This window comes from Pseudomonas sp. GM33, from assembly GCF_000282295.1.
Taxonomy (GTDB): Bacteria; Pseudomonadota; Gammaproteobacteria; order Pseudomonadales; family Pseudomonadaceae; genus Aquipseudomonas; species Aquipseudomonas laurylsulfatiphila.
The window spans coordinates 1-23,581 of record NZ_AKJO01000042.1 but is presented as its reverse complement, the minus strand read 5'-3'; the positions used below and the strand labels follow the sequence as shown (position 1 = coordinate 23,581).

The 23,581-nt window shown below is 61.9% G+C and carries 20 protein-coding genes and 3 pseudogenes; 13 read left to right on the top strand and 10 right to left on the bottom strand.

The annotated features are described in order from the left end of the window. Window positions 1–35: 35 nt before the first annotated feature. Window positions 36–2,459 (top strand): TonB-dependent siderophore receptor, encoded by a 2,424-nt coding sequence (locus PMI26_RS22435; protein ID WP_007972005.1) that lies wholly within the window; start codon window positions 36–38, stop codon window positions 2,457–2,459. A gap of 141 nt (window positions 2,460–2,600) precedes the next feature. On the opposite strand, the gene PMI26_RS22440 is transcribed toward PMI26_RS22435, so the two are convergent. Next, the gene (locus tag PMI26_RS22440) at window positions 2,601–3,752 is read right to left on the bottom strand and encodes an MFS transporter (protein ID WP_007972003.1); all 1,152 of its coding nucleotides are present in this window, start codon (window positions 3,750–3,752) and stop codon (window positions 2,601–2,603) included. A 165-nt stretch (window positions 3,753–3,917) separates the two neighbouring features. Between PMI26_RS22440 and PMI26_RS22445 the strand changes: the two genes are divergently transcribed. Then, the gene (locus PMI26_RS22445) at window positions 3,918–4,910 is read left to right on the top strand and encodes a diaminopimelate epimerase (protein ID WP_007972002.1); all 993 of its coding nucleotides are present in this window, start codon (window positions 3,918–3,920) and stop codon (window positions 4,908–4,910) included. A 114-nt stretch (window positions 4,911–5,024) separates the two neighbouring features. Here PMI26_RS22445 and codA read toward each other — a convergent pair whose 3' ends face one another. The 4 genes from codA to PMI26_RS22465 form a co-directional block, all read right to left on the bottom strand. Then, a complete protein-coding gene (codA, locus tag PMI26_RS22450) occupies window positions 5,025–6,269 on the bottom strand; it encodes a cytosine deaminase (protein ID WP_007972000.1) in 1,245 nt (414 codons plus the stop codon). Window positions 6,270–6,494: 225 nt separating this feature from the next. Further along, window positions 6,495–7,325: an alpha/beta fold hydrolase gene (locus PMI26_RS22455; RefSeq protein WP_007971999.1), complete on the bottom strand. Its 831-nt coding sequence runs from the start codon at window positions 7,323–7,325 to the stop codon at window positions 6,495–6,497. Between the two features lie 213 nt (window positions 7,326–7,538). After that, window positions 7,539–7,895 (bottom strand): 6-carboxytetrahydropterin synthase QueD, encoded by a 357-nt coding sequence (queD, locus tag PMI26_RS22460; protein ID WP_003223505.1) that lies wholly within the window; start codon window positions 7,893–7,895, stop codon window positions 7,539–7,541. Between the two features lie 75 nt (window positions 7,896–7,970). After that, the gene (locus PMI26_RS22465) at window positions 7,971–9,050 is read right to left on the bottom strand and encodes a hypothetical protein (RefSeq protein WP_007971997.1); all 1,080 of its coding nucleotides are present in this window, start codon (window positions 9,048–9,050) and stop codon (window positions 7,971–7,973) included. A gap of 322 nt (window positions 9,051–9,372) precedes the next feature. On the opposite strand from PMI26_RS22465, the gene PMI26_RS22470 reads away from it, so the two are divergent. From PMI26_RS22470 to PMI26_RS22480, 3 genes are read left to right on the top strand one after another with little or no spacing between them, the layout of a single operon-like run. After that, window positions 9,373–9,693 carry a PepSY domain-containing protein gene (locus PMI26_RS22470; RefSeq protein ID WP_007971996.1) on the top strand — a complete coding sequence of 107 codons (321 nt, stop codon included), beginning with the start codon at window positions 9,373–9,375 and terminating at the stop codon, window positions 9,691–9,693. Between the two features lie 3 nt (window positions 9,694–9,696). Continuing rightward, window positions 9,697–10,365, top strand: a complete 669-nt coding sequence (locus tag PMI26_RS22475) for a response regulator transcription factor (protein ID WP_007971994.1) — start codon at window positions 9,697–9,699, stop codon at window positions 10,363–10,365. Beyond that, window positions 10,362–11,675 (top strand): sensor histidine kinase, encoded by a 1,314-nt coding sequence (locus PMI26_RS22480; protein WP_007971992.1) that lies wholly within the window; start codon window positions 10,362–10,364, stop codon window positions 11,673–11,675. The genes PMI26_RS22475 and PMI26_RS22480 overlap by 4 nt, the downstream gene beginning before the upstream one ends. A 123-nt stretch (window positions 11,676–11,798) precedes the next feature. Here PMI26_RS22480 and PMI26_RS22485 read toward each other — a convergent pair whose 3' ends face one another. From PMI26_RS22485 to PMI26_RS32250, 3 genes and pseudogenes are all read right to left on the bottom strand, one after another. Then, window positions 11,799–13,475 carry an MFS transporter gene (locus PMI26_RS22485; RefSeq protein ID WP_007971990.1) on the bottom strand — a complete coding sequence of 559 codons (1,677 nt, stop codon included), beginning with the start codon at window positions 13,473–13,475 and terminating at the stop codon, window positions 11,799–11,801. A 315-nt stretch (window positions 13,476–13,790) separates the two neighbouring features. After that, window positions 13,791–14,384: pseudogene (locus PMI26_RS32255) on the bottom strand (methyl-accepting chemotaxis protein); the annotation flags it as partial. A gap of 264 nt (window positions 14,385–14,648) precedes the next feature. Continuing rightward, window positions 14,649–15,719 (bottom strand): annotated as a pseudogene (locus tag PMI26_RS32250) (HAMP domain-containing protein); the annotation flags it as partial. A gap of 601 nt (window positions 15,720–16,320) precedes the next feature. On the opposite strand from PMI26_RS32250, the gene PMI26_RS22495 reads away from it, so the two are divergent. The 5 genes and pseudogenes from PMI26_RS22495 to PMI26_RS30415 all read left to right on the top strand — a co-directional run bounded on the left by PMI26_RS22495 (window position 16,321) and on the right by PMI26_RS30415 (window position 20,793). Continuing rightward, window positions 16,321–17,637, top strand: coding sequence for a Na+/H+ antiporter family protein (locus PMI26_RS22495; RefSeq protein ID WP_007971986.1), 1,317 nt, complete (start codon window positions 16,321–16,323; stop codon window positions 17,635–17,637). A gap of 199 nt (window positions 17,638–17,836) precedes the next feature. Further along, window positions 17,837–18,661: pseudogene (locus PMI26_RS32245) on the top strand (cache domain-containing protein); the annotation flags it as partial. Between the two features lie 36 nt (window positions 18,662–18,697). Further along, window positions 18,698–19,519 carry a methyl-accepting chemotaxis protein gene (locus PMI26_RS32240; RefSeq protein ID WP_420832668.1) on the top strand — a complete coding sequence of 274 codons (822 nt, stop codon included), beginning with the start codon at window positions 18,698–18,700 and terminating at the stop codon, window positions 19,517–19,519. 187 nt (window positions 19,520–19,706) lie between these two features. Further along, window positions 19,707–20,453 (top strand): C1 family peptidase, encoded by a 747-nt coding sequence (locus tag PMI26_RS0129415; protein WP_081500942.1) that lies wholly within the window; start codon window positions 19,707–19,709, stop codon window positions 20,451–20,453. 184 nt (window positions 20,454–20,637) lie between these two features. Beyond that, a complete protein-coding gene (locus PMI26_RS30415) occupies window positions 20,638–20,793 on the top strand; it encodes a metallothionein (protein ID WP_007971983.1) in 156 nt (51 codons plus the stop codon). A gap of 27 nt (window positions 20,794–20,820) precedes the next feature. Here the strand turns inward: PMI26_RS30415 and PMI26_RS22505 are convergent, their stop codons facing one another. Both PMI26_RS22505 and PMI26_RS22510 read right to left on the bottom strand, forming a co-directional pair. Beyond that, window positions 20,821–21,099 carry a hypothetical protein gene (locus PMI26_RS22505; RefSeq protein WP_007971982.1) on the bottom strand — a complete coding sequence of 93 codons (279 nt, stop codon included), beginning with the start codon at window positions 21,097–21,099 and terminating at the stop codon, window positions 20,821–20,823. A 33-nt stretch (window positions 21,100–21,132) separates the two neighbouring features. After that, entirely contained in the window at window positions 21,133–21,360 is a 228-nt protein-coding gene (locus tag PMI26_RS22510; RefSeq protein ID WP_007971981.1) for a DUF6555 family protein, read from the bottom strand. Between the two features lie 146 nt (window positions 21,361–21,506). Here PMI26_RS22510 and PMI26_RS22515 point away from each other — a divergent pair, with 146 nt between their 5' ends. From PMI26_RS22515 to PMI26_RS22520, 3 genes are all read left to right on the top strand, one after another. Then, a complete protein-coding gene (locus PMI26_RS22515) occupies window positions 21,507–22,286 on the top strand; it encodes an AraC family transcriptional regulator (protein ID WP_007971980.1) in 780 nt (259 codons plus the stop codon). Between the two features lie 105 nt (window positions 22,287–22,391). After that, window positions 22,392–22,565, top strand: coding sequence for a DUF1427 family protein (locus tag PMI26_RS30410; protein ID WP_007971979.1), 174 nt, complete (start codon window positions 22,392–22,394; stop codon window positions 22,563–22,565). Between the two features lie 27 nt (window positions 22,566–22,592). Beyond that, entirely contained in the window at window positions 22,593–23,549 is a 957-nt protein-coding gene (locus PMI26_RS22520) for a quinone oxidoreductase family protein (RefSeq protein WP_007971978.1), read from the top strand. The last annotated feature ends 32 nt before the right edge of the window (window positions 23,550–23,581 follow it).

The window sequence follows — 23,581 nt, the reverse complement described above, 5'->3', positions numbered from 1 at the left end:
CGCACACTTTTGCGATCCACAGGATTACGTTCGACGTGAATAACTCCACCGCTAAAAACAACAAATTCCCCTGGTTGCCGCTGGCGCTCGCCCTGGCGGTCAACGTTGCACTGCCCCAGGCCTTTGCCGCCGACGGCATCCGCATCCCGGCGCAACCCTTGGGACAAGCCTTGAGCCAATTGGGCCAGCAAACCTCGCTTCAGGTGTTCTTCAGCCCTGAGCTGGTCGCCGGCAAACAGGCTCCGGCGGTGGACGGCAATATTTCCCCGGAAGACGCACTGCGCCAGTTGCTGCAAGGCAGCGGCCTGCAATACCAGATCGATGAAGGATCGGTGACCCTGATGCCGGCGCCGACTTCGGCGGCCAACGGCCCGCTGGAGCTGGGCGTGACCGACATCAAGGTGGTGGGCGACTGGCTCGATGACGCCGATGCCGCCTTGGTGCAGAACCACCCAGGCGCACGGACGGTGGTCCGCCGCGAAGCCATGGTCGAACAGGGCGCGATGAACGTCGGCGAGGTGTTGAAACGGGTTCCCGGCGTGCAAGTGCAGGACGCCAACGGCACCGGTGGCAGCGACATTTCCCTCAACGTCGGCGTGCGCGGCCTGACTTCGCGCCTGTCGCCTCGCTCCACCGTGCTGATCGACGGCATCCCGGCGGCGTTCGCGCCCTACGGTCAGCCACAACTGTCCATGGCACCGATTTCCTCTGGCAACCTCGACAGCATCGACGTGGTACGCGGTGCCGGATCCGTGCGCTACGGACCGCAAAACGTCGGCGGTGTGATCAACTTCGTGACCCGTGCGATCCCGGAACAGGCCTCTGCGGAAATCGGCACCACCCTGGAAACCTCGCAGCACGGTGGCTGGAAACACATCGACACCGCGTTCATGGGCGGCACCGCCGACAACGGCATGGGCGTGGCGCTGTTGTACTCCGGCGTGAATGGCAACGGTTACCGTGAAAGCAACAACGGCAACGATATCGACGACGTAATCCTCAAGACCCATTGGGCGCCGACCGATGTCGACGATTTCAGCCTCAACTTCCACTACTACGACGCCAAGGCCGACATGCCCAGCGGCCTGACCCAGGCGCAGTACGACGCCGACCCGTTCCAGTCGGTGCGCGACTACGACAACTTCAGCGGCCGTCGCAAGGATGTGTCGTTCAAGTGGGCGCGACAGATCGACGATCGCACCCAGGCCGAAGTGCTGACTTACTACACCGACAGTTTTCGTGGCAGCACCATTGCCTCTCGTGACCTGACGACACTCAATTCCTATCCGCGCAGCTACTACACCTTCGGTATCGAACCGCGGGTCTCCCATGTGTTTGATGTGGGTCCGACCACCCAGGAAGTCAGCGTCGGTTATCGCTACCTGAAGGAAGCCATGCACGAAGAAGCCAGCCGTGTGGCGCTGGTCAACAACCAGCCGGTCTTGCGTCCGGGGGCGGACGGCCATGTCTATCAGGACCGCACCGGTGGAACCGAGGCCAATTCGGTCTACGTCGACAACAAGATCGACGTGGGCAACTGGACCGTCACCCCGGGTATTCGCTTCGAGCACATCAGCACCGATTGGCATGACCGCCCGGTACTCGACACGGCCGGTAAACCGGTGCCGGAGAAAAAACGCAGCATCGAAAGCAATGAGCCGCTGCCGGCCCTGAGCGTGATGTACCACATGTCCGAGGCCTGGAAGCTGTTCGCCAACTACGAAACCTCGTTCGGCGCGCTGCAGTATTTCCAGCTGGGGCAGGGCGGTATCGGTGATGAGCCTGCCAACGGCCTGCAGCCGGAAAAGGCCAAGACCTACGAAATCGGTACGCGCTACAACGATGACGTGTGGGGCGGCGAAGTGACGCTGTTCTACATCGACTTCGACGACGAACTGCAATACATCAGCAACGATGTGGGCTGGACCAACCTCGGCGCGACCAAGCACCAGGGCATCGAAACCTCGGTGCACTACGATATGGCGGCGCTGGACCCACGCCTCGACGGCCTGACCGCCAACGCCGGTTTCACTTACACCCGGGCCACTTATGAAGGTGAAATCCCGGGCTTCAAGGGCCGTGACCTGCCGTTCTACTCCCGTCAGGTGGCCACCGCCGGCCTGCGTTACGACATCAACCGCTGGACCTGGAACCTCGATGCGTTCGCTCAGTCGAAACAGCGCTCGCCGGGTACCGGTGTGAACGCCGACGGCAGCTTCAACGGCAACTACATCACCGAAGGCTCCGCCGACGGCCAGTTCGGTGATATTCCGGGTTACGTGACCTGGAACGTGCGTAGCGGCTATGACTTCGGCCCGCAGGTGTCGAACCTGAAACTGGGGGCGGGGGTGAAGAACATCTTCGACAAGCAGTACTTCACCCGCTCCAGCGACAACAACTCGGGCATGTACGTCGGCGCGCCGCGTACGTTCTTTGTGCAGGCCAGTGTCGGGTTCTAACCCATCTGTGGCGAGGGGGCTTGCCCCCGTTGGGCCGCGTAGCGGTCCCGAATCCGGTAACTTCAGTTCTACAGATAGAACGCATTAGCCGATTTGCGACTGCTGCGCAGCCGAACGGGGGCAAGCCCCCCTCACCACAATTCAGACTTTCAACACCCTCCCGCCAATGGCCACCGCCACCAGCAGTACCGCCATCAACCCGAAGGCAAAACTCAAGCTGGCGCCATGGGCGACAAAGCCGATCAGCGCAGGCCCCGCCAGAATGCCCGCATAACCCAGGGTGGTAATGGCCGGCACGGCGATGCTCTCGGGCATGACCGTCTGCTTGCCCACGGCGGTGTACAGCACCGGCACGATGTTCGAACAACCGGCGCCCAGCAGCGCGTAACCCACCAGCGCCGCCTCCCAACTCGAGGCGAACGTCGCCAGAAACAAGCCCGCGGCCGCCGTCAGCCCGCCGAACACAATCACCCGTGTCGCGCCCAGCCGCCCTACGATTTTGTCGCCGGTCAAACGCCCGGCCGTCATGGTCAAGGCAAACGCCGCATAGCCGAGGCCTGCATACGCCGTGTCGATGCCACGTTCCTGTGCCAGGAATACCGCGCTCCAGTCCAGCGCCGCGCCTTCGGCGAGGAACACGATGAAGCACATGCCACCGATGAACAGGACGATGCCATGGGGCACCGCGAACGCCGGCCCCGAGCTCTCGCTGCCGTAGGGCAACAGGTGCGGCACGGCCCTGGCCAAGGCGATCAGCAGCATCACGATCACAACCAGCGTGGCCCCCAACGGCGAAATCCCCAGGCCCAGCAAGCCGCTCACGCCTGCCGCGCCGACTATCCCGCCGAGGCTGAACAGGCCATGGAAACCCGACATCATGTTTTTGCCGCTGGCGCGCTCGACGATCACCGCTTGCAGGTTGACCGTCGAATCCACCGTGCCGAGGCCCGCGCCGAACATGAACAGCGCCGCGATCAAGGCCGGAGTCGATGACACCGTGGCCAGCAGCGGCAGGGCGGCACAGATCAGCAAGGTCCCGCCGGTCGTCACCCGCCGGCAGCCGAAACGCGTGGCCAGGATCCCGGCCATCGGCATCGCCAGGATCGATCCGACCCCCAGACACAGCAGCAACAGACCCAGGGTGCCTTCATCCAGCCCGGCCCGGGCCTTGGCATAGGGCACCAGCGGCGCCCACGCGGCGATGCCGAACCCGGCGATGAAAAAGGCGATGCGCGTGGACATCTGTTCCAGGCGGCCGGGAACGAAGGTGGTCTGGCTGTTGAGGCTGGTCATATCAATCCCTGGCAAAAAACGTCACGTCCTCAACGGACAGTGATCGACCGAGGAGGGTTCGATCAGTGCCCGGAAAGTTTTACGGTCAAACAGGGCGACATCGTTGCACAGCGCTGCTGTTTTTCGCGATATGTTGAGCCATTCCAATGACACACGGAGGGCGCCATGGCGCAGAGGTACGATGCACGGGGCAATATTTACATCGTGGTAGCGCCCGAAGAATTGCGCCGCCAGGGCATCGACTTGCCCGCTCAGGCGAGCCTGGCAGCACAAACTCGTCAGGCATGGGCTGCAGCGGCCATCGAAGCCTGCTGCAACTGGGCACCCGGCACACAACCGGCCGGCAGCAAGGATCATCGCAGCGACGGATTGCTGGTCGGACCGTTCCAGTCCTCGCCACCCTTTGACCTGCTGATCGTCAACACCGACGGCACCTTGGCCGAACGCAGTGGCAACGGGCTGACGATTTTTTCCCAGGCGTTGAGCGACCAAGGGCTTTTACTCCGCGACGAAGCCTGTCTGCTCAGGGTTCACCACGACAAGTCCGACACGCCTTCACCGGGGCAGACTTCGGTGAAAACCGCTCAAGTCGAGGACGTGCAGGGTTTCTGGCTTGACCTTGGCCAGCCTGGTTTCGGGCCGTCGGCGGTCAGTGCCGAGGGCGTTGAAACGGTGCTGTTGAATGGCCGCGAACTCAGCCACGTCAAACCGCTGTCGGCACTCAATGGCGCATGGTCACGCAGCCAGTTCGCGCGGGTCGGTAATCCGCATTGCGTGACGCTGGTCGAAAACGCCGGCGACTTGCCGAGCAACGAGCAGATGCGTGAGCCGGCGCTGGGTGACGGGTTGATGCGAATTGCCTACGCCATGCCGGTTGGTGCAGGCAAACCCTGTCCGGCGGGGATCAATCTGCAATGGGCGATGCGCTTGTCAGAAGGACAGATCGCGGCGCGGGTATTCGAGCGCGGCGAGGGGCCGACGGCGTCGTCGGGGACCAGCGCCAGTGCGGTGGCCTGTGCGGCCTGGCGCGTGGGTTGGGTCAGGGCCGGGGAAGTGAAGGTGACGATGCCGGGTGGCACGGCGCCGGTCTTGCTGGAAGAGGAGCGGGGGGAGTTGAGGCGGGTCAGTCTGTTTGGTACGGCTCGAATGATGGATTGATTTTGAAATAGCCTTCGCGAGCAGGCTCGCTCCCACAGGGGTTTTGTGAACAACATCAATCCAGTGTGGGAGCGAGCCTGCTCGCGAAGGGGCCAGTTCGGGTCAATGCAAATCTCAGCTCAGACCAGCGAACTCCACCACCGGCATCGTCCGCTTCATCAACACCTTGCCCTCGCGCACCGAGTACAGCGGCAACCCCTGGCTGCGGATCACCTCGTAATCACTCTCCGCCGACAGAATCAGCAGGTTCGCCGGCCGCCCGCGTTCCAGGCCATAGCGCTCGCCGAGGTTCATGGCCCTGGCGCTGTTGTCCGTCACCAGGTCCAGCGCGCTTTGCAGGTTGCGATAACCGAGCATGTGGCAGATGTGCAGCCCGGCCTCGAGCACCCGCAAAATGTTGCCATTGCCCAGCGGGTACCACGGATCGACGATGGAGTCCTGGCCGAAGCACACGTTCATCCCCGCTTCGAGCAACTCGTTGACCCGGGTCACGCCCCGGCGTTTCGGGAAACTGTCGAAGCGACCTTGCAGGTGGATGCTTTCGGTAGGGCAGGAGACAAAGCTGATCCCCGAATGCCCGAGCAAGCGAAACAGCTTGGCGCAGTAGGCGTTGTCGTAGGAGCCCATGGCCGTGGTGTGGCTGGCCGTGACCCGCGAACCCATGTCGCGGCTGCGGGCCTCTTCGGCGAGCACTTCGAGAAAGCGTGAATGCGGGTCGTCGGTTTCGTCGCAATGCACGTCGACCAGGCAACCGCTGCGTTCGGCCAGGTCCATGAGAAACTTCACCGAGCTGACACCCTGGTCGCGGGTGTACTCGAAATGCGGAATGCCACCGACCACGTCCGCCCCCATGCGGATCGCCTCTTCCATCAACTCGCGACCATTGCGGTACGACTCGATGCCTTCCTGAGGGAACGCGACGATTTGCAGGTCGACCAGGTGCCGGCTTTCCTCGCGCACTTCTAGCATCGCCTTGAGCGCGGTCAGTTGCGGGTCGGTGACGTCGACGTGGGTGCGCACATGCTGGATGCCGTGGGCGGCGAGGGCCTGGATGGTTTTTTTGGCGCGGGTCTTGGTGTCTTCCTGGGTGATGGTCGCCTTGCGCTCGCCCCAGCACTCGATGCCTTCGAACAGCGTGCCGCTCATGTTCCAGCGCGGCTCGCCGGCGGTGAGGGTCGCGTCGAGGTGGATGTGCGGCTCGACAAAGGGCGGCACCACCAGATTGCCGCCGGCATCCAGGTCGCCAGGGCCCAGGGTCGGGGCCTCGATCTGGCGGGCGATGCTGCTGATCAGGCCGTTTTCCAGGTTCAACTCATGCAGGCCTTCCTGGTTGCGCAGACGGGCGTTGATGATGTGCATCGGGCGAGTCCTTTTATCGAATCGTGTAGGCAATATCTCTACGTTAGCTCGCCAACGGCGGTCCCCGCCAGTGACATTGATCACTGTAGAACCAATGTGGGAGCGAGCCTGCTCGCGAAGGCGGTGTGTCAGCCCATTCGATGTTGGAGGTGACATTGTCTTCGCGAGCAGGCTCGCTCCCACAGGGGGTTGGCACAGGGGGTTGGGTTTGTTCAGGGGGTTTGTTCAGGAGGATTGTTGCAGGGGCAGAAAACGCAGCAACGCGGCGACTATGGCTTCGGGCGCATCTTCCTGAACCAGATGACCGGCGTTGGGGATCGGATGGAACTGCGCGCCGGGAATCATCTGCTGCAAGGCCCGCCCGCGTTCGATGGGAATCCACTGATCGTCTTCACCCCAGAGAATCTGCACCGGGCAGCGAATCGTCGGGTACAAGCCTTCGGCCTCACGGGTATAGCGCTCGTCCATCTGTGCTATCTGCCGGTAAAACGCCGCTTGGCCCCGCTCCCCCAGCCACGGTTGAACGTAGGGGGCGAGTTCGGCGTCGGGGATGTTGCGCTGGATGGCCCCGCGAATATAGGTCGGCACGATGGCCCGCTGGATGTAATCGGGCAGTCCGCTGAACGCCGCTTCATGCTGGCGCACATGCTGCACGAATGACGAACCCCAGGGCGTCAGCGCCACCGGATCGATCAGCGTCAGGCTGCGGTAATCCTTACCGTTGAGCAGGTGCGTGCGCAGGGCGGTGGCGCCGCCGAAGTCGTGGGCCACCACGTCGGGGCGATCCAGGCCCCAATGCTCCAGCAACTGTGCCAGCAACTCGTTCTGCACACCCAGGGACACGTCGCCATCGACTTTCTCGGATTGCCCGTAGCCCAGCAGATCGAAATAGTGCACCCGGTGCGTGGTGATGAAATGCGGGGCAATCCGGTGCCAGACACAGGAGGAGAAGGGCGTGCCATGCACGAACACCAGCGGCGGGCCATCGCCGCGCACGGCGTAGCGCACGGAGTGCCCTTTGAAGCGATAGGTCTGGGGCAGTGGCCAGTCAGTCATGGGCTTGTCCTCTTGGCGGGGGAAGAGGCAAAAAGCATAGGCATAAAAAAACAGCCGATGAAGGCTGTTCTTTATTTCTCTGACAAAACGCTGTTCCCCTGTAGGAGCGAGCTTGCTCGCGAAGAACGTCAACGATTACGCGTGGTTTCTGGCAGCCCGCGGTGCTCTGGCGTCCATCGCGAGCAAGCTCGCTCCTACAAGGGGGCGGTGTCTTTATTCGCCGCGATAGATGCAACCGCTGGTGCAGGTTTCGTGGATACGAATCGCACTGAGCTCCGGCAGCAACGGCTTCATCTCATTCCAGATAAACTTGGCCAGCACTTCACTGGTCGGGTTTTCCAGGCCTGGAATGTCGTTCAGGTAGTTGTGGTCCAGACGCTCGTACAGCGGCTTGAAGATCGCCTTGATCTCCGAGAAGTCGCGGATCCAGCCGGTGTGCGGATCAAGATCGCCGCTCAAATGGATCGCCACTTTGAACGAGTGACCGTGCAGGCGCCCGCACTTGTGGCCGTCCGGTACGTGGGGCAGGCGGTGGGCGGATTCGAAAGTAAATTCCTTGAAAATTTCCACAGTGTTTTCAGCTCTGTTCAGGTGGCGTTCGCCGCAGCGATTCGGGCAGGCGGCGAGTTTACCAGTTTGTCCTGACTAAAGGGTCAGCAAGCGTTCGCCGAGGCGACCGTTGGCGGCCAGTTCGAGGAATTCGTCGCCCAGGCGGCGGCTTTCTTCCATGGTGGTGCGCCAGTATTTCTGCCGGCTCGGGGCGTCGCCCATGAAGCGCTTGAAGTCGTTACGGTCTGGTAGTTTGCCGTAGGGCAGGCGCGCCAGGTATTCCTTGGACGGCGCCAGCAGCAGCACGTTTTGCAAGCGGGCCGGGCAGGCGCGGCGCCACGGCAGGGTCTTGTCGAACCAGCCGGGAATCACCCGGTCGGTGAAATGCGGGTAGAGCACGATGTCATCGCCGCTGTAGGGCAGGTCCAGGTGATAGTCCAGCAGACCGCCGTCGCGGAAGGTGCCGGCGCCGGCACCCGGCAGGTCGCGCACGCCTTCCATGACCATCGGGATCGAGCCGGAAGCCAGCAGGGCCTGGCGCAAATTGCCGGCATCGAGGGCGACGAAGCGTGACGGGAAGTCGTTCAAGGCATTGACCGGCGGCGCCAGGCGCGGGTCGTGGATGATCAGGCGTTCGAAGTGCCGGGCCAGCCGCGCCCGGCCGCGCAGGTTGTCGGCGATGACCGAGGACAGCCCCAACCCCAGGCGACCGCGATGATCGTCGGCGAGCAGGCCGTGGCTTTTGACCACCATGATGTTCAGGCGGTAGGCGCTGTTGCCGAGGATCGCGGCATCACGACCGTCGAGCAGGTCATCGAGCATGCGCCGCGAGCTCTGGCTGATTTGCGCCATGGTCACGCCCTTGGCAAAGTTTTGCTCGGTGTACAGCTGCCCGAGACGCCGGATGCCCTCGGCAGCATCCGGCAGGCAGGCGCTGGCGAAGCGCCAGGAACCCACCGATGCACCAATCAGCGAGCGCTCCCGCGGTGCCGCCGGCAGCCACTCGCCGAACAGCGCCAGGTCCAGCCCCTGAATCCCCAGCGCCTTCGGACCGCCCGCCGCACCAGGCAAGGTGCCGACCTCGGCGGCATTCAAGCCGCTCTCACGGATGCGCGCAAAAGCCCGCGGACCGGCCTTGAGCGTCAGGGAAGGAAACTTGATGTGGATGGCCGTCATACCGGTCTCGAATGTTGGCAAGCGGGGAATTATAAACACCACATCCCCTGTAGGAGCGAGCCTGCTCGCGATGGTCGTCAACGATTACGCTGGTAACCTGACACCCCGCGGCGTTCCAAGGTCCATCGCGAGCAGGCTCGCTCCTACAGGGGATGCGGTGTGGCCAATGATGGCAATTCAGTTTCAATTAAGTTCAGCGGGTTAAGGTGGCTCGCCTGGCCCCCCGACGCAACGCTGGTACCATTGCGGCTTTCGAGAAGCTCACACCACTCGCATTAGACCCGGTCAGCGGGCAGTGACTCAAGGATCATCAGGATTCGTAATGAAGGTGTTTCTACACAATCGATGTTTCGCACGCCGAATGGCGCTGCTGCTTCTGGCATTTTGCTCGGCAGTGATGGCGCGCGACCTGGATCAGGATGAAGCCCTGCGCCTGCGTCAACAGGGCGTGATCCTGCCGCTGGAGCAGCTGTTGCAGCAAGCGATGGATCGCTACCCCGGTGCAAAACTGCTGGAAGCCGAACTCGAAGAGAAGCACGACATCTACCTTTATGATGTTGAATTGCTGACGCCCGAAGGCGTGGTCCGTGAGCTGCACATCGATGCGACTGACGGCCGATTATTGAAAGACAAGGAAGACTGATCCATGCGTTTGCTGCTGGTGGAAGACCATGTGCCCCTGGCCGACGAACTGCTGGCCGGTCTCAACCGCCAGGGTTATGCGGTGGACTGGCTGGCCGACGGTCGCGACGCGGTGCATCAGGGCGGCACTGAACCTTACGACCTGATCATCCTCGACCTCGGCCTGCCGGGCGTGCCGGGGCTCGAGGTGCTGGCGCAATGGCGCGCGGCGGGGCTGGCCACGCCGGTGCTGATCCTCACGGCCCGGGATTCCTGGGCCGAACGCATCGAAGGCCTCAAGGCCGGTGCCGACGATTACCTGACCAAACCCTTTCATCCCGAAGAGCTGTTTTTGCGCATCCAGGCGTTGCTGCGCCGCTCCCATGGCCAGGTCAACCAGCCGACGCTCCAGGCTGCCGGGCTGCACCTGGACGAGGGGCGCCAGTGCGTTGTCCGCGACGGTGCGGACATTCAGCTGACCGCCGCGGAGTTTCGCCTGTTGCGTTATTTCATGCTGCATCCCGAGCAGATCCTCTCCAAAAGCCACCTCGCCGAACACCTCTACGACGGTGAAACCGAGCGCGATTCCAATGTGCTGGAGGTCCACGTCAACCATTTGCGCCGCAAGCTCGGCAAAAGCGTGATCGAAACCCGTCGTGGCCAGGGCTACCTGTTCGGCGGGCAAGCCCGGTGAGATCGATCCAGCGTCGCTTGAGCCTGGGCCTGATCAGCGTGATGGTGGTCGTTGGCCTGGTGCTGGCGCAAACCAGCCTGTGGTTGTTCGAAATGGGTTTGCAGCGCTACCTCGAAGCCGGGTTGCGCAATGACAGCGAGAGCCTGCTGGCGGCGCTGGTGCGCGGGCCGCAAGGCTTGCAACTGGATGAGCGACGTCTGTCGCCGGCCTATCAGCGCCCGTTTTCCGGGCATTATTTCCGCATCGATTTCACCGATGGCCATTGGCGCTCCCGTTCGTTATGGGATCAGGAACTGCCGGCGCTCGATCATCCCGGCCTGCACGACGATCTGCAACTGGGACCGGAGGGTCAGCAGTTACTGGTGCTGCGCACGGACTATCGGCGTTTGGGGTTGCCGATCTCCATCAGCGTCGCCGAGGATTACACGCCGATACGCGAAAGCTTCCGGCGCGTGCAACAGCTCGGGTTAGGCCTGGGTTTGACCGGGCTGCTGCTGATCCTGTTGCTGCAACGAATTACCGTGCGCCGTGCCTTGCGTCCACTGGAACAGGCCCGCGAGCAGATCGCGCAGTTGCAACAGGGCCAGCGCTCGCAACTCGATGATCAGGTACCGCTGGAACTGGAACCACTGGTGGCGCAGATCAACCACTTGCTGGCCCACACCGAGGACAGCCTCAAGCGCTCACGCAATGCCCTGGGCAACCTCGGCCACGCGTTGAAAACACCGCTGGCGGTGCTGTTGAGCCTGGCCTCGAACGAGCAGCTTGAGGCGCACCCGCAACTGCGCAAGACCCTCAAGGAACAACTGCAACAGGTCGAGCAACGGCTCAATAGGGAACTCAATCGTGCACGGTTGTCCGGTGATGCGCTGCCGGGCGCGCTGTTTGATTGCGATGCCGAACTTCCCGGACTGCTGGCAACCCTGAACATGATCCATGGCGAACACCTGGCGCTGAGCTACCGCGTTCCGGCCGGCCTGCAATTGCCCTGGGATCGTGAAGACCTGCTGGAACTGTTGGGCAACCTGCTGGATAACGCCTGCAAATGGGCGGATGCCGAGGTTCGCGTGAGTGTCGCCGAGTTGGCGAACGGGTTTGAACTCAGGGTGGAAGATGACGGCCCGGGCATTCCCCAAGAGCGTCGCGATCAGGTGTTCGGCCGGGGAACACGGCTGGATGAGCAGACCCATGGGCATGGCCTGGGACTTGGCATCGTGCGCGACATCGTCGATAGCTGGGGTGGCAAGTTATCGCTGCTGGAAAGCGAGTGGGGCGGGCTGAAGGTCGTCATCGAATTACCCAAACACTGAGATCCATTGTGGGAGCGGGCTTGCTCGCGAAGGCGGTTGTACATTCGATAGATGCATCGACTGTTACTCCGCCTTCGCGAGCAAGCCCGCTCCCACAGGGGGGCACTGATTGGCTGGCAAGTTTCAGGTGTGATGAATCTCCCGATCCTTGGTTTCCGGCATGAAGAAAATGCCCAACACAGCCGTCATCACCGCGATGACGATCGGATACCACAGCCCGTAATAGATATCCCCCGTGGCTGCCACCATGGCGAACGCCACCGTCGGCAGGAAGCCACCGAACCAGCCATTGCCGATGTGGTAGGGCAGCGACATCGAGGTGTAGCGGATGCGCGCCGGGAACAGTTCCACCAGCCAGGCGGCGATCGGCCCGTAGACCATGGTCACGTAGATCACCAGGATCGTCAGGAGCAATAGCACCATCGGGTAGTTGGTCTTGGCCGGGTCGGCCTTCTCGGGGTAGCCGGCGTCCTTGAGGGCGGTGGCGAGGGTGGCGGTGAAGGCATCGTTTTTGGCCTTGAAGTCGGCGGCCGGCATGCCGGTGCCCTCGAAGCTCTCGATCACTTTCTCGCCGATGCGCACCTGCGCAACGGCGCCCGGCTCGGCGTTCACGTTCTTGTAGGGGATGGCCCGCTTGGCCAGCACGGTCTTGGCCAGGTCGCAGGAACTGGTGAATTTGGCCTTGCCTACCGGGTCGAACTGGAACGAGCACTGGTCGGGATTGGCGATGACCGTGACCGGGTTCTTCTCCTGGGCAACGAACACGTCGGGGTTACCGTATTGGGTCAACGCATGGAAGATCGGGAAGTAAGTCAGTGCCGCGATGATGCAGCCGGCCATGATGATGCCCTTGCGGCCGATGCGGTCGGACAGGCTGCCGAATATGACGAAGAACGGTGTGCCGATCAGCAGCGAGCCGGCAATCAGCAAGTTGGCGGTCTGCGGGTCGATCTTCAGCATCTGCAGCAGGAAAAACAGCGCATAGAATTGCCCGGTGTACCAGACCACGGCCTGGCCGGCGGTGCCACCGAGCAGGGCCATGATCACGATCTTGAGGTTGTCCCAGCGGGCGAAAGATTCGGTCAGCGGTGCCTTGGAGGATTTGCCTTCCGCTTTCATTTTCATGAACACCGGTGACTCGCTCAGTTGCAGGCGGATGTACACTGAGATAATCAACAGCAGGATCGAAAGCAGGAACGGAATCCGCCAGCCCCAGGCTTCGAAGGCTTCCGTGCCCAGCGCGGTACGGCAGGCCAGGATCACCAGCAGTGAAAGAAACAGGCCAAGGGTGGCTGTCGTCTGAATCCACGAGGTGAAATAGCCGCGCTTGCCCTTGGGGGCATGTTCGGCCACGTAGGTGGCTGCGCCGCCGTACTCGCCACCCAGCGCAAGGCCCTGCAGCAAGCGCAGGCTGATCAGGATGATCGGTGCGGCCACGCCTATGCTCGCGTAGCCGGGCAGCAAGCCCACCACGGCCGTCGAGACACCCATGATCACGATGGTGATGAGGAAGGTGTGCTTGCGTCCGATCATGTCGCCCAGGCGGCCGAACACAATGGCGCCGAACGGCCGGACGGCGAAGCCAGCGGCGAAGGCGAGCAGGGCGAAGATGAAGGCTGTCGTTTCGTTGACGCCGGCGAAGAAGTGCTTGGCGATAATCGCTGCGAGGGAGCCGTACAGGTAGAAGTCGTACCATTCGAACACGGTGCCCAGGGACGACGCGAAGATGACCTTGCGCTCCTCCTTGGTGATCCCGTGGTTGGGCGCGCTGCCCGTGGTTGCATTGTCGATTGCTGCCATGAGTATTCTCCGTCTTGCTCTTGTTGTAGGCCGGAGTTCTCACCAACACTTGCCGTACCCAGGCCCAGGGGCTGAAGTCATCGGATTACGTGGCTTGCATTCAAGTTGACGCCAGAAAAAGCTGCAAGGTTCCATGAAGCATAATCGGCTTGCGGCAGATATCCACTTGCCACCATTTCATTGAGCAGCGCGCAGAAAAAATGTGGGAGCGAGCTTACTCGCGAAGGCGGAGTGTCAATCAACAAAAATGTTGTCTGACCCACCGCCATCGCGAGCAAGCTCGCTCCCACAGGTATTTTGTTCGACCAGCAAGGCTTAAACGCGGAACTGGTCCATCAGACTCTGCTGCTGGTTCGCCAGGCTGTTGAGCGACTGGCTGACCCGTGCCGACTCATTGGCCTGGCCCGACAGTGACTCGGTCACGTCGCGAATGGTCGCCACGTTGTTGTTGATCTCCTCGGCCACCGCGCTTTGCTCTTCGGCAGCGCTGGCGATCTGCATGTTCATGTCGTTGATCACGGTCACCGCGTCGCCGATCTGGCGCAGCGCGGTCACGGCCTGGCCAACCTGCTCGACACTGCCCTGGGCCTGGCGATGGCTGTTGTTCATCGAACCCACCACGTCCTGGGTGCCACTTTGCAGTTGTTCGATCACCAGACGGGTTTCCTCAACGGACTCCTGGGTACGCCGCGCCAGGTTGCGCACCTCATCGGCGACCACGGCAAAACCGCGTCCGGCCTCACCGGCACGGGCCGCTTCGATCGCCGCGTTGAGGGCCAGCAGGTTGGTCTGCTCGGCAATCGCGCGGATCACTTCCAGCACCGTGCCGATCTTCTCGCTGTTGGCTGCCAGGCCTTCGACTTGAACCATGGCCGCGCTCATGTCGGCGGCGAGGTTGTCGATGCTGGCGGTGGTGCGGTCGATCACGGTCAGGCCCTGACGGGTCGCCTGATCGGCATCGCGGGCGGCGTGTGCCGCTTGCGCGGCGCTGCGGGCGACGTCCTGGGCGGTGGCGCTCATCTCGTGGGAGGCGGTCGCGACCTGATCCACCTGGCGGTATTGCTGCTCCATGCCGGCGCTGGTCTGGGTGGCGATGGCAGACGACTGGTCCGCCGTGCTGCGAGCGTCCTGCACCGAGCGTTTCACTTCGGCAATGATCGGTTGCAGCTTGTCGAGGAAGCGGTTGAACCAGCCGGCCAACTGGCCAAGTTCATCTTTCTTGTCGTAGGCCAGGCGGCGGGTCAGGTCACCTTCGCCGCTGGCGATGTCTTCGAGCATGTGCGCCACACCGAGGATCGGTCTGGTCACGCTGCGGGCCATCAGCCACACCAGCACCAGGCCGAGCAGCGCGGCGAGCCCCCCCAGGCCGAGTTCGACCAGCGTACCGGCGGTGTTGCTGTCATCGAGTTGCTTTTTCAGGGCTTCGGCGGGGCCGACCAGGACTTTCTCCGGCACGTCGAGCAGTACGCCCCAGGACTTGCCGCCGGGAATCGGCTGGAAGGGTGCCAGCACTTTCAATTGCTCATGGCTGTGCAGGCTGGCGGTTTTGTTGCTGGCGGCCAGCATGCGCAGCAGTTCGGTACCGCTGGCCTTGTCCACGGCATCCAGGCGCTGGCTGAGTTTGCCGGCGTCCGGGCTGTAGCCGGCGAGCAGGCCCGCCGGGCTGATGATGCTGACACTGGTCTGGCCGTCGTAGAGTTTCTTGCTGGCCCCCAGGCTGACCGCTTGCAGGCTGTTGAGGTTGATGTCCACCGACAGCGAGGCGATCACCTTGCCGTTGACCATCAGCGGGAAAACGATGCTGGTCATCAGCACGTTCTGGCCGTCGATCTCATAGAAGTAGGGTTCGATCACGCACGGCTTGAGCGTGGTGCGCGGGCAGGTGAACCAGGCGTTGGCCGCTTCGCCGCTGGGGCCGGTGCTGGTGTCGGCCATATCCTTTTCCGGCAGCGCCATGGACGTCAGCTTGCCCGGCGTCGGCTGCGACCAGTAGAGGGCGAAACGGCCCTTGTCGTTGCTGCCCAGTTCCGCCTGGCCGGCGAACAGGTCGTCCTTGCCGTCCAGCCCGTTGGGTTCGAACACCAGGGACAGGCCAAGCAGGTCCGGATTGGCCTGCAGGGCCGACTTGACCTGGCGGGTCAGGTCTTCGCGCAGGTCGAAGGCATCGAGGAAGCGCTTTTCGGCCTGCTCGCGCAAAAACAGCACCTGCCGGGAGAAACCGTGGCCGTACTGATAAGCGTCCATGAACTGCTGGCGAATCCCCAGTGCCTGGTTCTCGCCCTGGGACTCGATCCGGGCCTGGGCCGATTCGGTCAGCATCTCCATGCTCGAGGCTTTCACCAGCTCGGAGCTGTGCTCCATGCGGTACAGCGAAAGACCCACCAGCAGGGTCACGATGCCCGCCAGGCACAGCCCGGCCAGCAGGGTGATTTTCCATTGAATGGAAAGTTGTCTGAGCGACATGGAGGCGTCCTTATTCGATAAATATCTGAGACTTTGCACTGTAGCGGCCGCGATCCGGGTTTCTTTATGCCGCGTTTCGAATAAGGTTTGTAACTGCTTTTTGTGGCGAGGGGGCTTGCCCCCGTTGGGTCGCGAAGCGGCCCCTATATTGTCCGGTCATACCGAGTTGTCTGGATCGCGACTGCTACGCAGCCGAACGGGGGCGAGCCCCCTCGCCACAGGGGATCGCAATCCACTGCACATTCAGAGCCTCCATGAGCTTTGACACCGCGCCGACTCTGCGGCAAAGTGCGCGCCCTCTAATAAAACCCATTCCTGTTATCCGCTGGCGGCTCACGCAGACTGCCGGGCGGACTCTTTCCGTTTGTCACGAGGTTACGAAATGAATGCAGTCATTGCCGCGGTCGGCATCATGCTGGTGCTCAGCCTGTCCCGCGTGCATGTGGTGATCGCCCTGATCGTCGGTGCGCTGGTAGGTGGCCTGACCGGTGGCCTGGGCATCGAGGCGACGCTCAAGGCTTTCAACAGCGGCCTGGGTGGCGGGGCGACGGTGGCGTTGTCCTACGCCTTGCTCGGTGCTTTTGCCGTGGCCATTGCCAAATCCGGCATGGCCCATGCGCTGGCCGACAAGGCGCTGGCGATGGTCGATCGCCAGCACGCCAGCGGCGGCGGCCAGGTCAAATGGCTGCTGATTGGCCTGCTCTGGGTCGTGGCCATCGCCTCGCAGAACATCCTGCCGATCCATATCGCGTTCATTCCGTTGCTGGTGCCACCGCTTCTTTATGTGCTGACCAAGCTGCAACTGGACCGTCGACTGATCGCCTGTGTCATGACCTTCGGCCTGATCACGCCCTACATGTTCCTGCCGGTGGGCTTCGGCAATATCTTCCTCAATGAGATCCTGCTGGCCAACGTCGCCCGCAGCGGTGTGGACATCAGCGGCATCAACGTGACCCACGCCATGGGCATTCCGGCGCTGGGCATGGTGGCGGGCCTGCTGATCGCGTTTGTCAGCTACCGCAAGAAGCGGGTCTACGACCTGGCAAAGATCGAGCAGGTCGAGCAAGTGGCGGTGCAATACAACCCGCTGAGCCTGATGGTGGCCGGGGTGGCCATCGCCGCGGCGTTCATCATTCAGTTGTTGCTCGATTCGATGATTATCGGTGCACTGGTCGGCTTCCTGATTTTCTCGGTATCGGGCATCGTCAAATGGCGCGACACCGATGACCTGTTCACCGAAGGCATGAAAATGATGGCGATGATCGGTTTCATCATGATCGCCGCCTCAGGCTTTGCCGAAGTGATGAAGGCCACCGGTGAAGTGCAGACGCTGGTCGAGTCGTCGGCGTCGTACATCGATCACAGCAAAGGCATTGGCGCCTTGCTGATGTTGCTGGTGGGGTTGCTGGTGACCATGGGCATCGGCTCGTCGTTCTCCACCGTGCCGATTCTGGCGGCGATCTTCGTGCCGCTGTGCGTGCAACTGGGCTTCAGCCCGTTGGCGATCGTGTGCATCGTCGGCACGGCCGGTGCCTTGGGCGATGCCGGTTCGCCGGCTTCGGACTCGACCCTCGGCCCGACCTCCGGCCTGAACATCGACGGCCAGCACCATCACATCTGGGACACCGTGGTCCCGACCTTCCTGCACTACAACCTGCCGCTGCTGGCGTTTGGCTGGGTGGCGGCGATGGTGTTGTAAAACACCACTTACCCTGTGGGAGCGAGCTTGCTCGCGATGACGGCGGCACATTCAGCATCAAGTTGCCTGACAGACCGCTATCGCGAGCAAGCTCGCTCCCACAGGGATCTTCTGCGGACCTGATGACCGCGTTCAACTTTTGACCTGGCATGCCGTTAAAGCTTTTAACCACGCCAACAAAAACAAAAGAGTGAACGTCATGCGCATGAGCCTCAAGGCCAAAGTCCTGTCCCTTGCCGTCCTCCCGGTGCTGCTGTTTGCGCTGGTCATCAGCCTGACCACGCTGTTCATTCTTCAGGAGCAGGCCCGCAAGGAAGTCGAGCAGACCCGTGAACGCCTGCTCAGCGATGCCAAGGCGACCTTGCAAAGCTATGTGGCCGTGGCCATGACCACGATCAAGCCGCTGTATGACGCGGCCACCCCCGGCGATGAGGCGGCGCGGGCCCAGGTGATCAAGCTGTTGTCGAGCATCACCTATGGCAAGGACGGCTACTTCTTCGGCTACGACTCCAACACCGTGCGCCTGTTCAAGGCCAACAGCCCCGAAGGCGTAGGCCAGAGCTTCAAGGACAATCGCGACCCGAACGGTGTCTACGTCAACCGCGACCTGGTGAAAGTCGCCAAGGACGGTACGCACTACCTGCAATACAGCTCGCCATTGCCCGGCAACACTCAGGTGCTGGTGCCCAAGCTCGGCTACACCGAATACCTGCCCAAGTGGGACATGGCAGTCGGTACCTCGGTCAACCTCGACGGCATCGAAGCACAAGTGGCGGTGGTCGAAGCCAAGGTCCAGGAGCGCATGCAAGGCATGGTGCTGAGTATCGTCGGCGTGGCGGTCGTGGTGTTGCTGGTGATCGCCGCAGCCGGAATGTTGCTGGCCAACACCATTCTGCGTCCGCTGCATTTGATGAAAGCCAACCTCGACGACATCGCGGCGGGCGAGGGCGATCTGACCCGCCGCCTGACCATCACCAGCCAGGACGAACTGGGCGAACTGGCCGGCTCGTTCAACCGGTTCGTCGACAAGATCCACGGGCTGGTACGCCAGATCAGCGAAATGACCACACAACTGACCGGGCTGGTGAATCAGGTGTCCGACCAGGCCAATCGTTCGGATCAGGCCATGGAGCGTCAGCGCCATGAGACCGATCAGGTGGCCACGGCGATCAACGAAATGTCGGCGGCGGCCCAGGAAGTGGCCAAGAGCGCGCAGAACGCCGCGGTGGCAGCTCAACAGACGGATGAAGAAGGCCAGGCGGCCAAGCGGGTGGTGGCCGGCAGCATCGAGAAGATCCATGCGCTGGTGGACGATATCCGCAGCAGCGGCGTGTCCCTCGACAGCCTGCAAAAAGACGTGTCATCGATTGTCAGCGTGCTGGGGGTGATCCGCTCGATTGCCGATCAGACCAACCTGCTGGCGCTCAACGCGGCCATCGAAGCCGCCCGTGCCGGTGAGGCCGGGCGCGGTTTTGCGGTGGTGGCCGATGAAGTGCGGGCGCTGGCCAGCCGCACGCAAATCAGCACCCAGGAAATCCAGGGCATGATCGACCGCCTGCAGGCCGGCACCCAGTCGGCGGTGGAGGCGATGCGTCGCTCCAGTGAGGCGGGCGACGGTACCTCGGCCCAGGCCAACGAGGCGGGGGCTTCGCTGGACACCATGGCCCAGTTGATCGCGACCATCAATTCGATGAACGCGCAGATCGCCAGCGCCGCTGAAGAACAGACCGCCGTGGCCGAAGAGATCAACCGCAGCGTGCATCAGATTGCCGTGGCGGTGGACAACGTCGCCGACGAAACCCAGCTCGGCGCGCAGACTTCGCGCAGCCTGGCCGAGCTCGGTCAGCGCCTGGGCAGCCTGGTCGGGCAGTTCCGTATCTGACGGGTTTGCAGCGTCGGGAGCGAGCCTGCTCCCGGTTATGTTTTTCAATGCGAAGCGCTCTGGTTTTTATAGCTAAACAGTATTGAATGACTGTCAGGTTTGACAGTTGTCGGGTTTGGCTTATTGGACTTTTATTTCATTGAGGTAGCGAGGTAACTGAAAAGCTTTATAAAAAACGGGGCCAAGTATGAGTTTTTCGCGACTCTCATGTTTCATCCTGGTTGGCGGCTGTGTTGTTTCGGCACAGGCTCTGGACATACCCGGCTCGGTGGACTGGCGTACCAGGGGAGCGGTTACCAGCGTGAAGCAATTGGGGACTTGTGGTTCCGGTTATGCTTTTTCAGCTGTGGGTGCCCTGGAGGGCGCATTGTTTTTGGAAACGGAAAGACTGGTTGATCTTTCCGCGCAGCAAATCCTCGATTGCAGTAGTGAGCAAGGTAATCAAGGTTGTGATGGCGGGCTGATGGATTACACCTATGACTATGTCAAGCAGAACGGTATTCAGGCAGAAGAGTATTACCCCTACACGGGTGGCGGGGGGCGCTGTGATGCTGGCGTAATCAGGGCTGTCGCGGCCAATACGGTGACCTATACGAATATACCCGCGGGCGATGAGGAGGCACTGCGTCAGGCCGTTGCCAAGGCGCCTGTATCGGCGGCAATTGACGCCTCTGACAACTTTCAAAGTTACTCCGGCGGGGTATTGAATGATGACAGTTGCAATGAGGATGACTTGAATTACGCCGTGCTTATTGTTGGTTATGGTACCGAAGATGGCGAGGATTATTGGCTGGTGAAAAATAGCCGGGGGCCGGAGTGGGGGGAGGGTGGTTATATAAAGATGTCCAGGAATAAAGATAATCAGTGTGGAATTGCCTCTTACGCGTCATTCCCTGTTGTTAACAAACGGATAATTTATCAAGGACTCAAGTGAGCGATCGGTCGTTCAGTAAAGAGTCAACGGCAACACCTCACCTCAATAAGTAACCATCAGTTCCTGCAGCGGCACGCGCTTGCATTGAGCGGCGTTGATTGCGCTGTGGCAGTCGAGCCCTACACTGAACAGCACGGGTTGTATTTCATCCCCCCGACGACCACCACCCACAGGAGTCAAACCCATGACTGAGCGTACATGCGATTGTCCGAAGTGTTCCTGCAAACTCGGAGAGCACCCGATCGTGCGTCACGGCAAGCACTATTGCTGTGAAGCCTGTGCCAAGCATCACGAGCATGGCGAGGAGTGCGCTTCCCAAGGCTGCAAGTGTGCCCACTGAACACCACGGCACACGCAAAAGTGGAGCCTAGTCCGGCTCCACTTCCAGCCTGAGGCTGTCATCCTCCAGGCGTTCGCTGTGGCGAACGGTGCCCTGCAAGCGCCGCCCTTCGACCCGCAGCGCCAAGGTCCTGGCTTGCTCCAGACCTTCCGGCAGTGGCGCCGGGACGCGTACGGCGAAGCAGAACGGGTCATTTTCAACCGCTTCCAGTCCGATCCGGCATTCCGCGCTTTTGGTGATGCGGCCGGACTGTGTGTCCAGGCCGTAGTCCAGCTGTGCAGGGCTGTAGACGGATTTCGCACTCATATCGCTTCCCCCGGACCTGACGGTTGCCAGTGATCAGTTCGCCGGCCGCCACTTGACGTTTTCCACGCCGAACTTTTCAGCCATCGGCTTGCTGGTCTTTTGTACCTTCTCGCGTCCAAACCGGGGAATTCGCCCCACCCCCGCGTCACAGCTCGCCCAATGCCAGGCTTCTGCGTTATCCATTTTTTCCAGTCGGATAATGAATGATTTCGGAGTGCCATGGAGTGTGTACTCGATGACGAATAATTTTGCACTGTTCATAAAGCCCCGGTTCCTCCCTGTTGTACATAAAAGGATCGCGTGCCATCAGGAAAATTCACTCGGATTGTCGGATGCCGGTGGTTGCTGGCGACAAGTTCGGCGCCCCGTTACCATGGAATCCTCCCGAACCCCAATGAACATAGACCATGGCCCTCGCCGCACCGCCTGACCTGAGTGACACCGATGTGCCGGTGCAACCGCTGGCTCGCACCTATCCGCGCGGGTTGTACATCGAGCCTCATGAGCACGTCTGGGGCCAGTTGCTGTATGCGATGAGCGGGGTGATGTGGGTCGAGACGCCGCATGAGGCGCTGGTGGTGCCGCCGCAGCGGGCGGTGTGGCTACCGCCGGGCGTGCCCCACGGGATTCGCGTGGTGTCCGACCTGCAAATGCGCAATATCTACCTGCGACCGTCCCTTGCAGCGACCCTGGATGACAGTGTGCAAGTCATCGAAGTCGGCGGCTTGCTGCGCGAGCTGATCGTCGGGCTGGTGGAGCAGGGAAGCGACGGAGCTCCCGAGTATTACGACGCGCTGGTGGGCCTGGCGCTGCTGGAGCTCAAGCGGGCCAGGCGCTCGCTGCTGAAAATCCCGCTGCCGGACGATTCCGACCGGCGATTGATGAATGTGTGTCAGGCGGTCATGGCCTCGCCTTCACTGGTTATTCCTTTCGAACACCATGCCGATAACGCCGGTGCCAGCGTGCGCACCCTGGCGCGGCTGTTCAAGGACAGACTGGGCATGGGCTTCGCCGAGTGGCGGCGTCAGGTGCAACTGGCGACGGCGGCGGCCGGGTTGATCCAGGGCGTTGCGGTCAGCACGATTGCCCGGGAGCTGGGCTATTCGCCGAGCAGTTTCAGTGACATGTTCCGTCGTGAACTGGGGATTGCCCCTTCGCAGTTTCCTGTGGCGCAACGCCAGGACTGAATTCGCCGACGCCAGGCTTTGGCCGACATTCAGAAGTACTTGGCCGATGCTCAAAGGCGTCGCCCTCTAGACTCGGCGCATACCTCAATTGCTGCGGAATCTGCCATGAACTACCTCCTGTCACTGGCTATCGGCCTGGGTGTCGGTCTGCTCTACGGCGCCCTGGATTTTCGTTCCCCCGCACCCCCTGCCATCGCGCTGGTGGGCCTGCTCGGCATGCTTGCCGGCGAAAAGCTCTGGCCGATGGGCCGCGAGCTGGTGGCTGGCTGGATCTCTTGAACCCATTTCGACTCGATGGATACGCCCATGAAAGCTCTGCAATTCGATAAAACCGGTGATCTCTCGGCCCTGCGCTACGTGGAGGTGCCTACGCCTGTTCCCGGCGCCGATGAAGTGCTGGTCGAGATCAAGGCCGCAGGCCTCAACCCCAGCGATGTAAAGAACGTGCTGGGACGTTTTCCCTACACCACCTTGCCGCGGATTCCCGGTCGGGATTTTGCCGGGGTGGTGGTGGCCGGCCCGCAGGCGCTGGTCGGTCAGGAAGTCTGGGGCACGGGCCGCGAACTGGGCTTTTTCGCCGACGGTTCCCATGCCCAGTTCGTCAAGCTGCCGGCCAATGGCGTGGCGCTCAAACCCACGCACCTGAGCTTTGCCCAGGCTGCCAGCCTCGGTGTGCCGTACACCACGGCGTGGGATGCGCTGGAGCGCAGCCTGGTGACGGCCCAAACCCGTGTGCTGGTCATCGGTGGCGGGGCGGTCGGCAGTGCCGCGCTGGCCTTGGCCAAGGTGCGCGGAGCCCGGGTACTGGCGGCCGCGCGGCGTCCGGAGCAGGTCAAGGACTTGCAGGATCAGGGCTATCAAACCCTGCAACTGGATAAACCCGAGGATCTCGCGGCCCAGGTCAACGCGGTCTATGCCGGCGGTGCCGAGGTGATTTTCGACACCACCGGATTCTGGCTGCCGGCCTCGGTGCCGGCCCTGGCCGCGTTCGGCCGCATTGCGATCATCGCCGCGCCCGTGGACGGTCACGTGCAACTGCCGGCCCTGGCGTTGTATCGCAAGGGTGGCTCGGTTGTGGGGATCAATTCGTTGCTGTACGGGGTGCAGGCGTGTGCAGCGATGCTTGACCAGTTCGGCAAGTTCTTCGATCAGGACCTGTTGCCGTTGCCGCAGGGCTTGTTCGAGTCGCCATTGGCCGAAGGGCTGGCGCGTTATGCCGAGGTGAATCAGGGCAGCGGTGACAAGGTGATTTTACTGCCTTAACTGCGATCAATGTGGGAGATTCTATGGTTGAG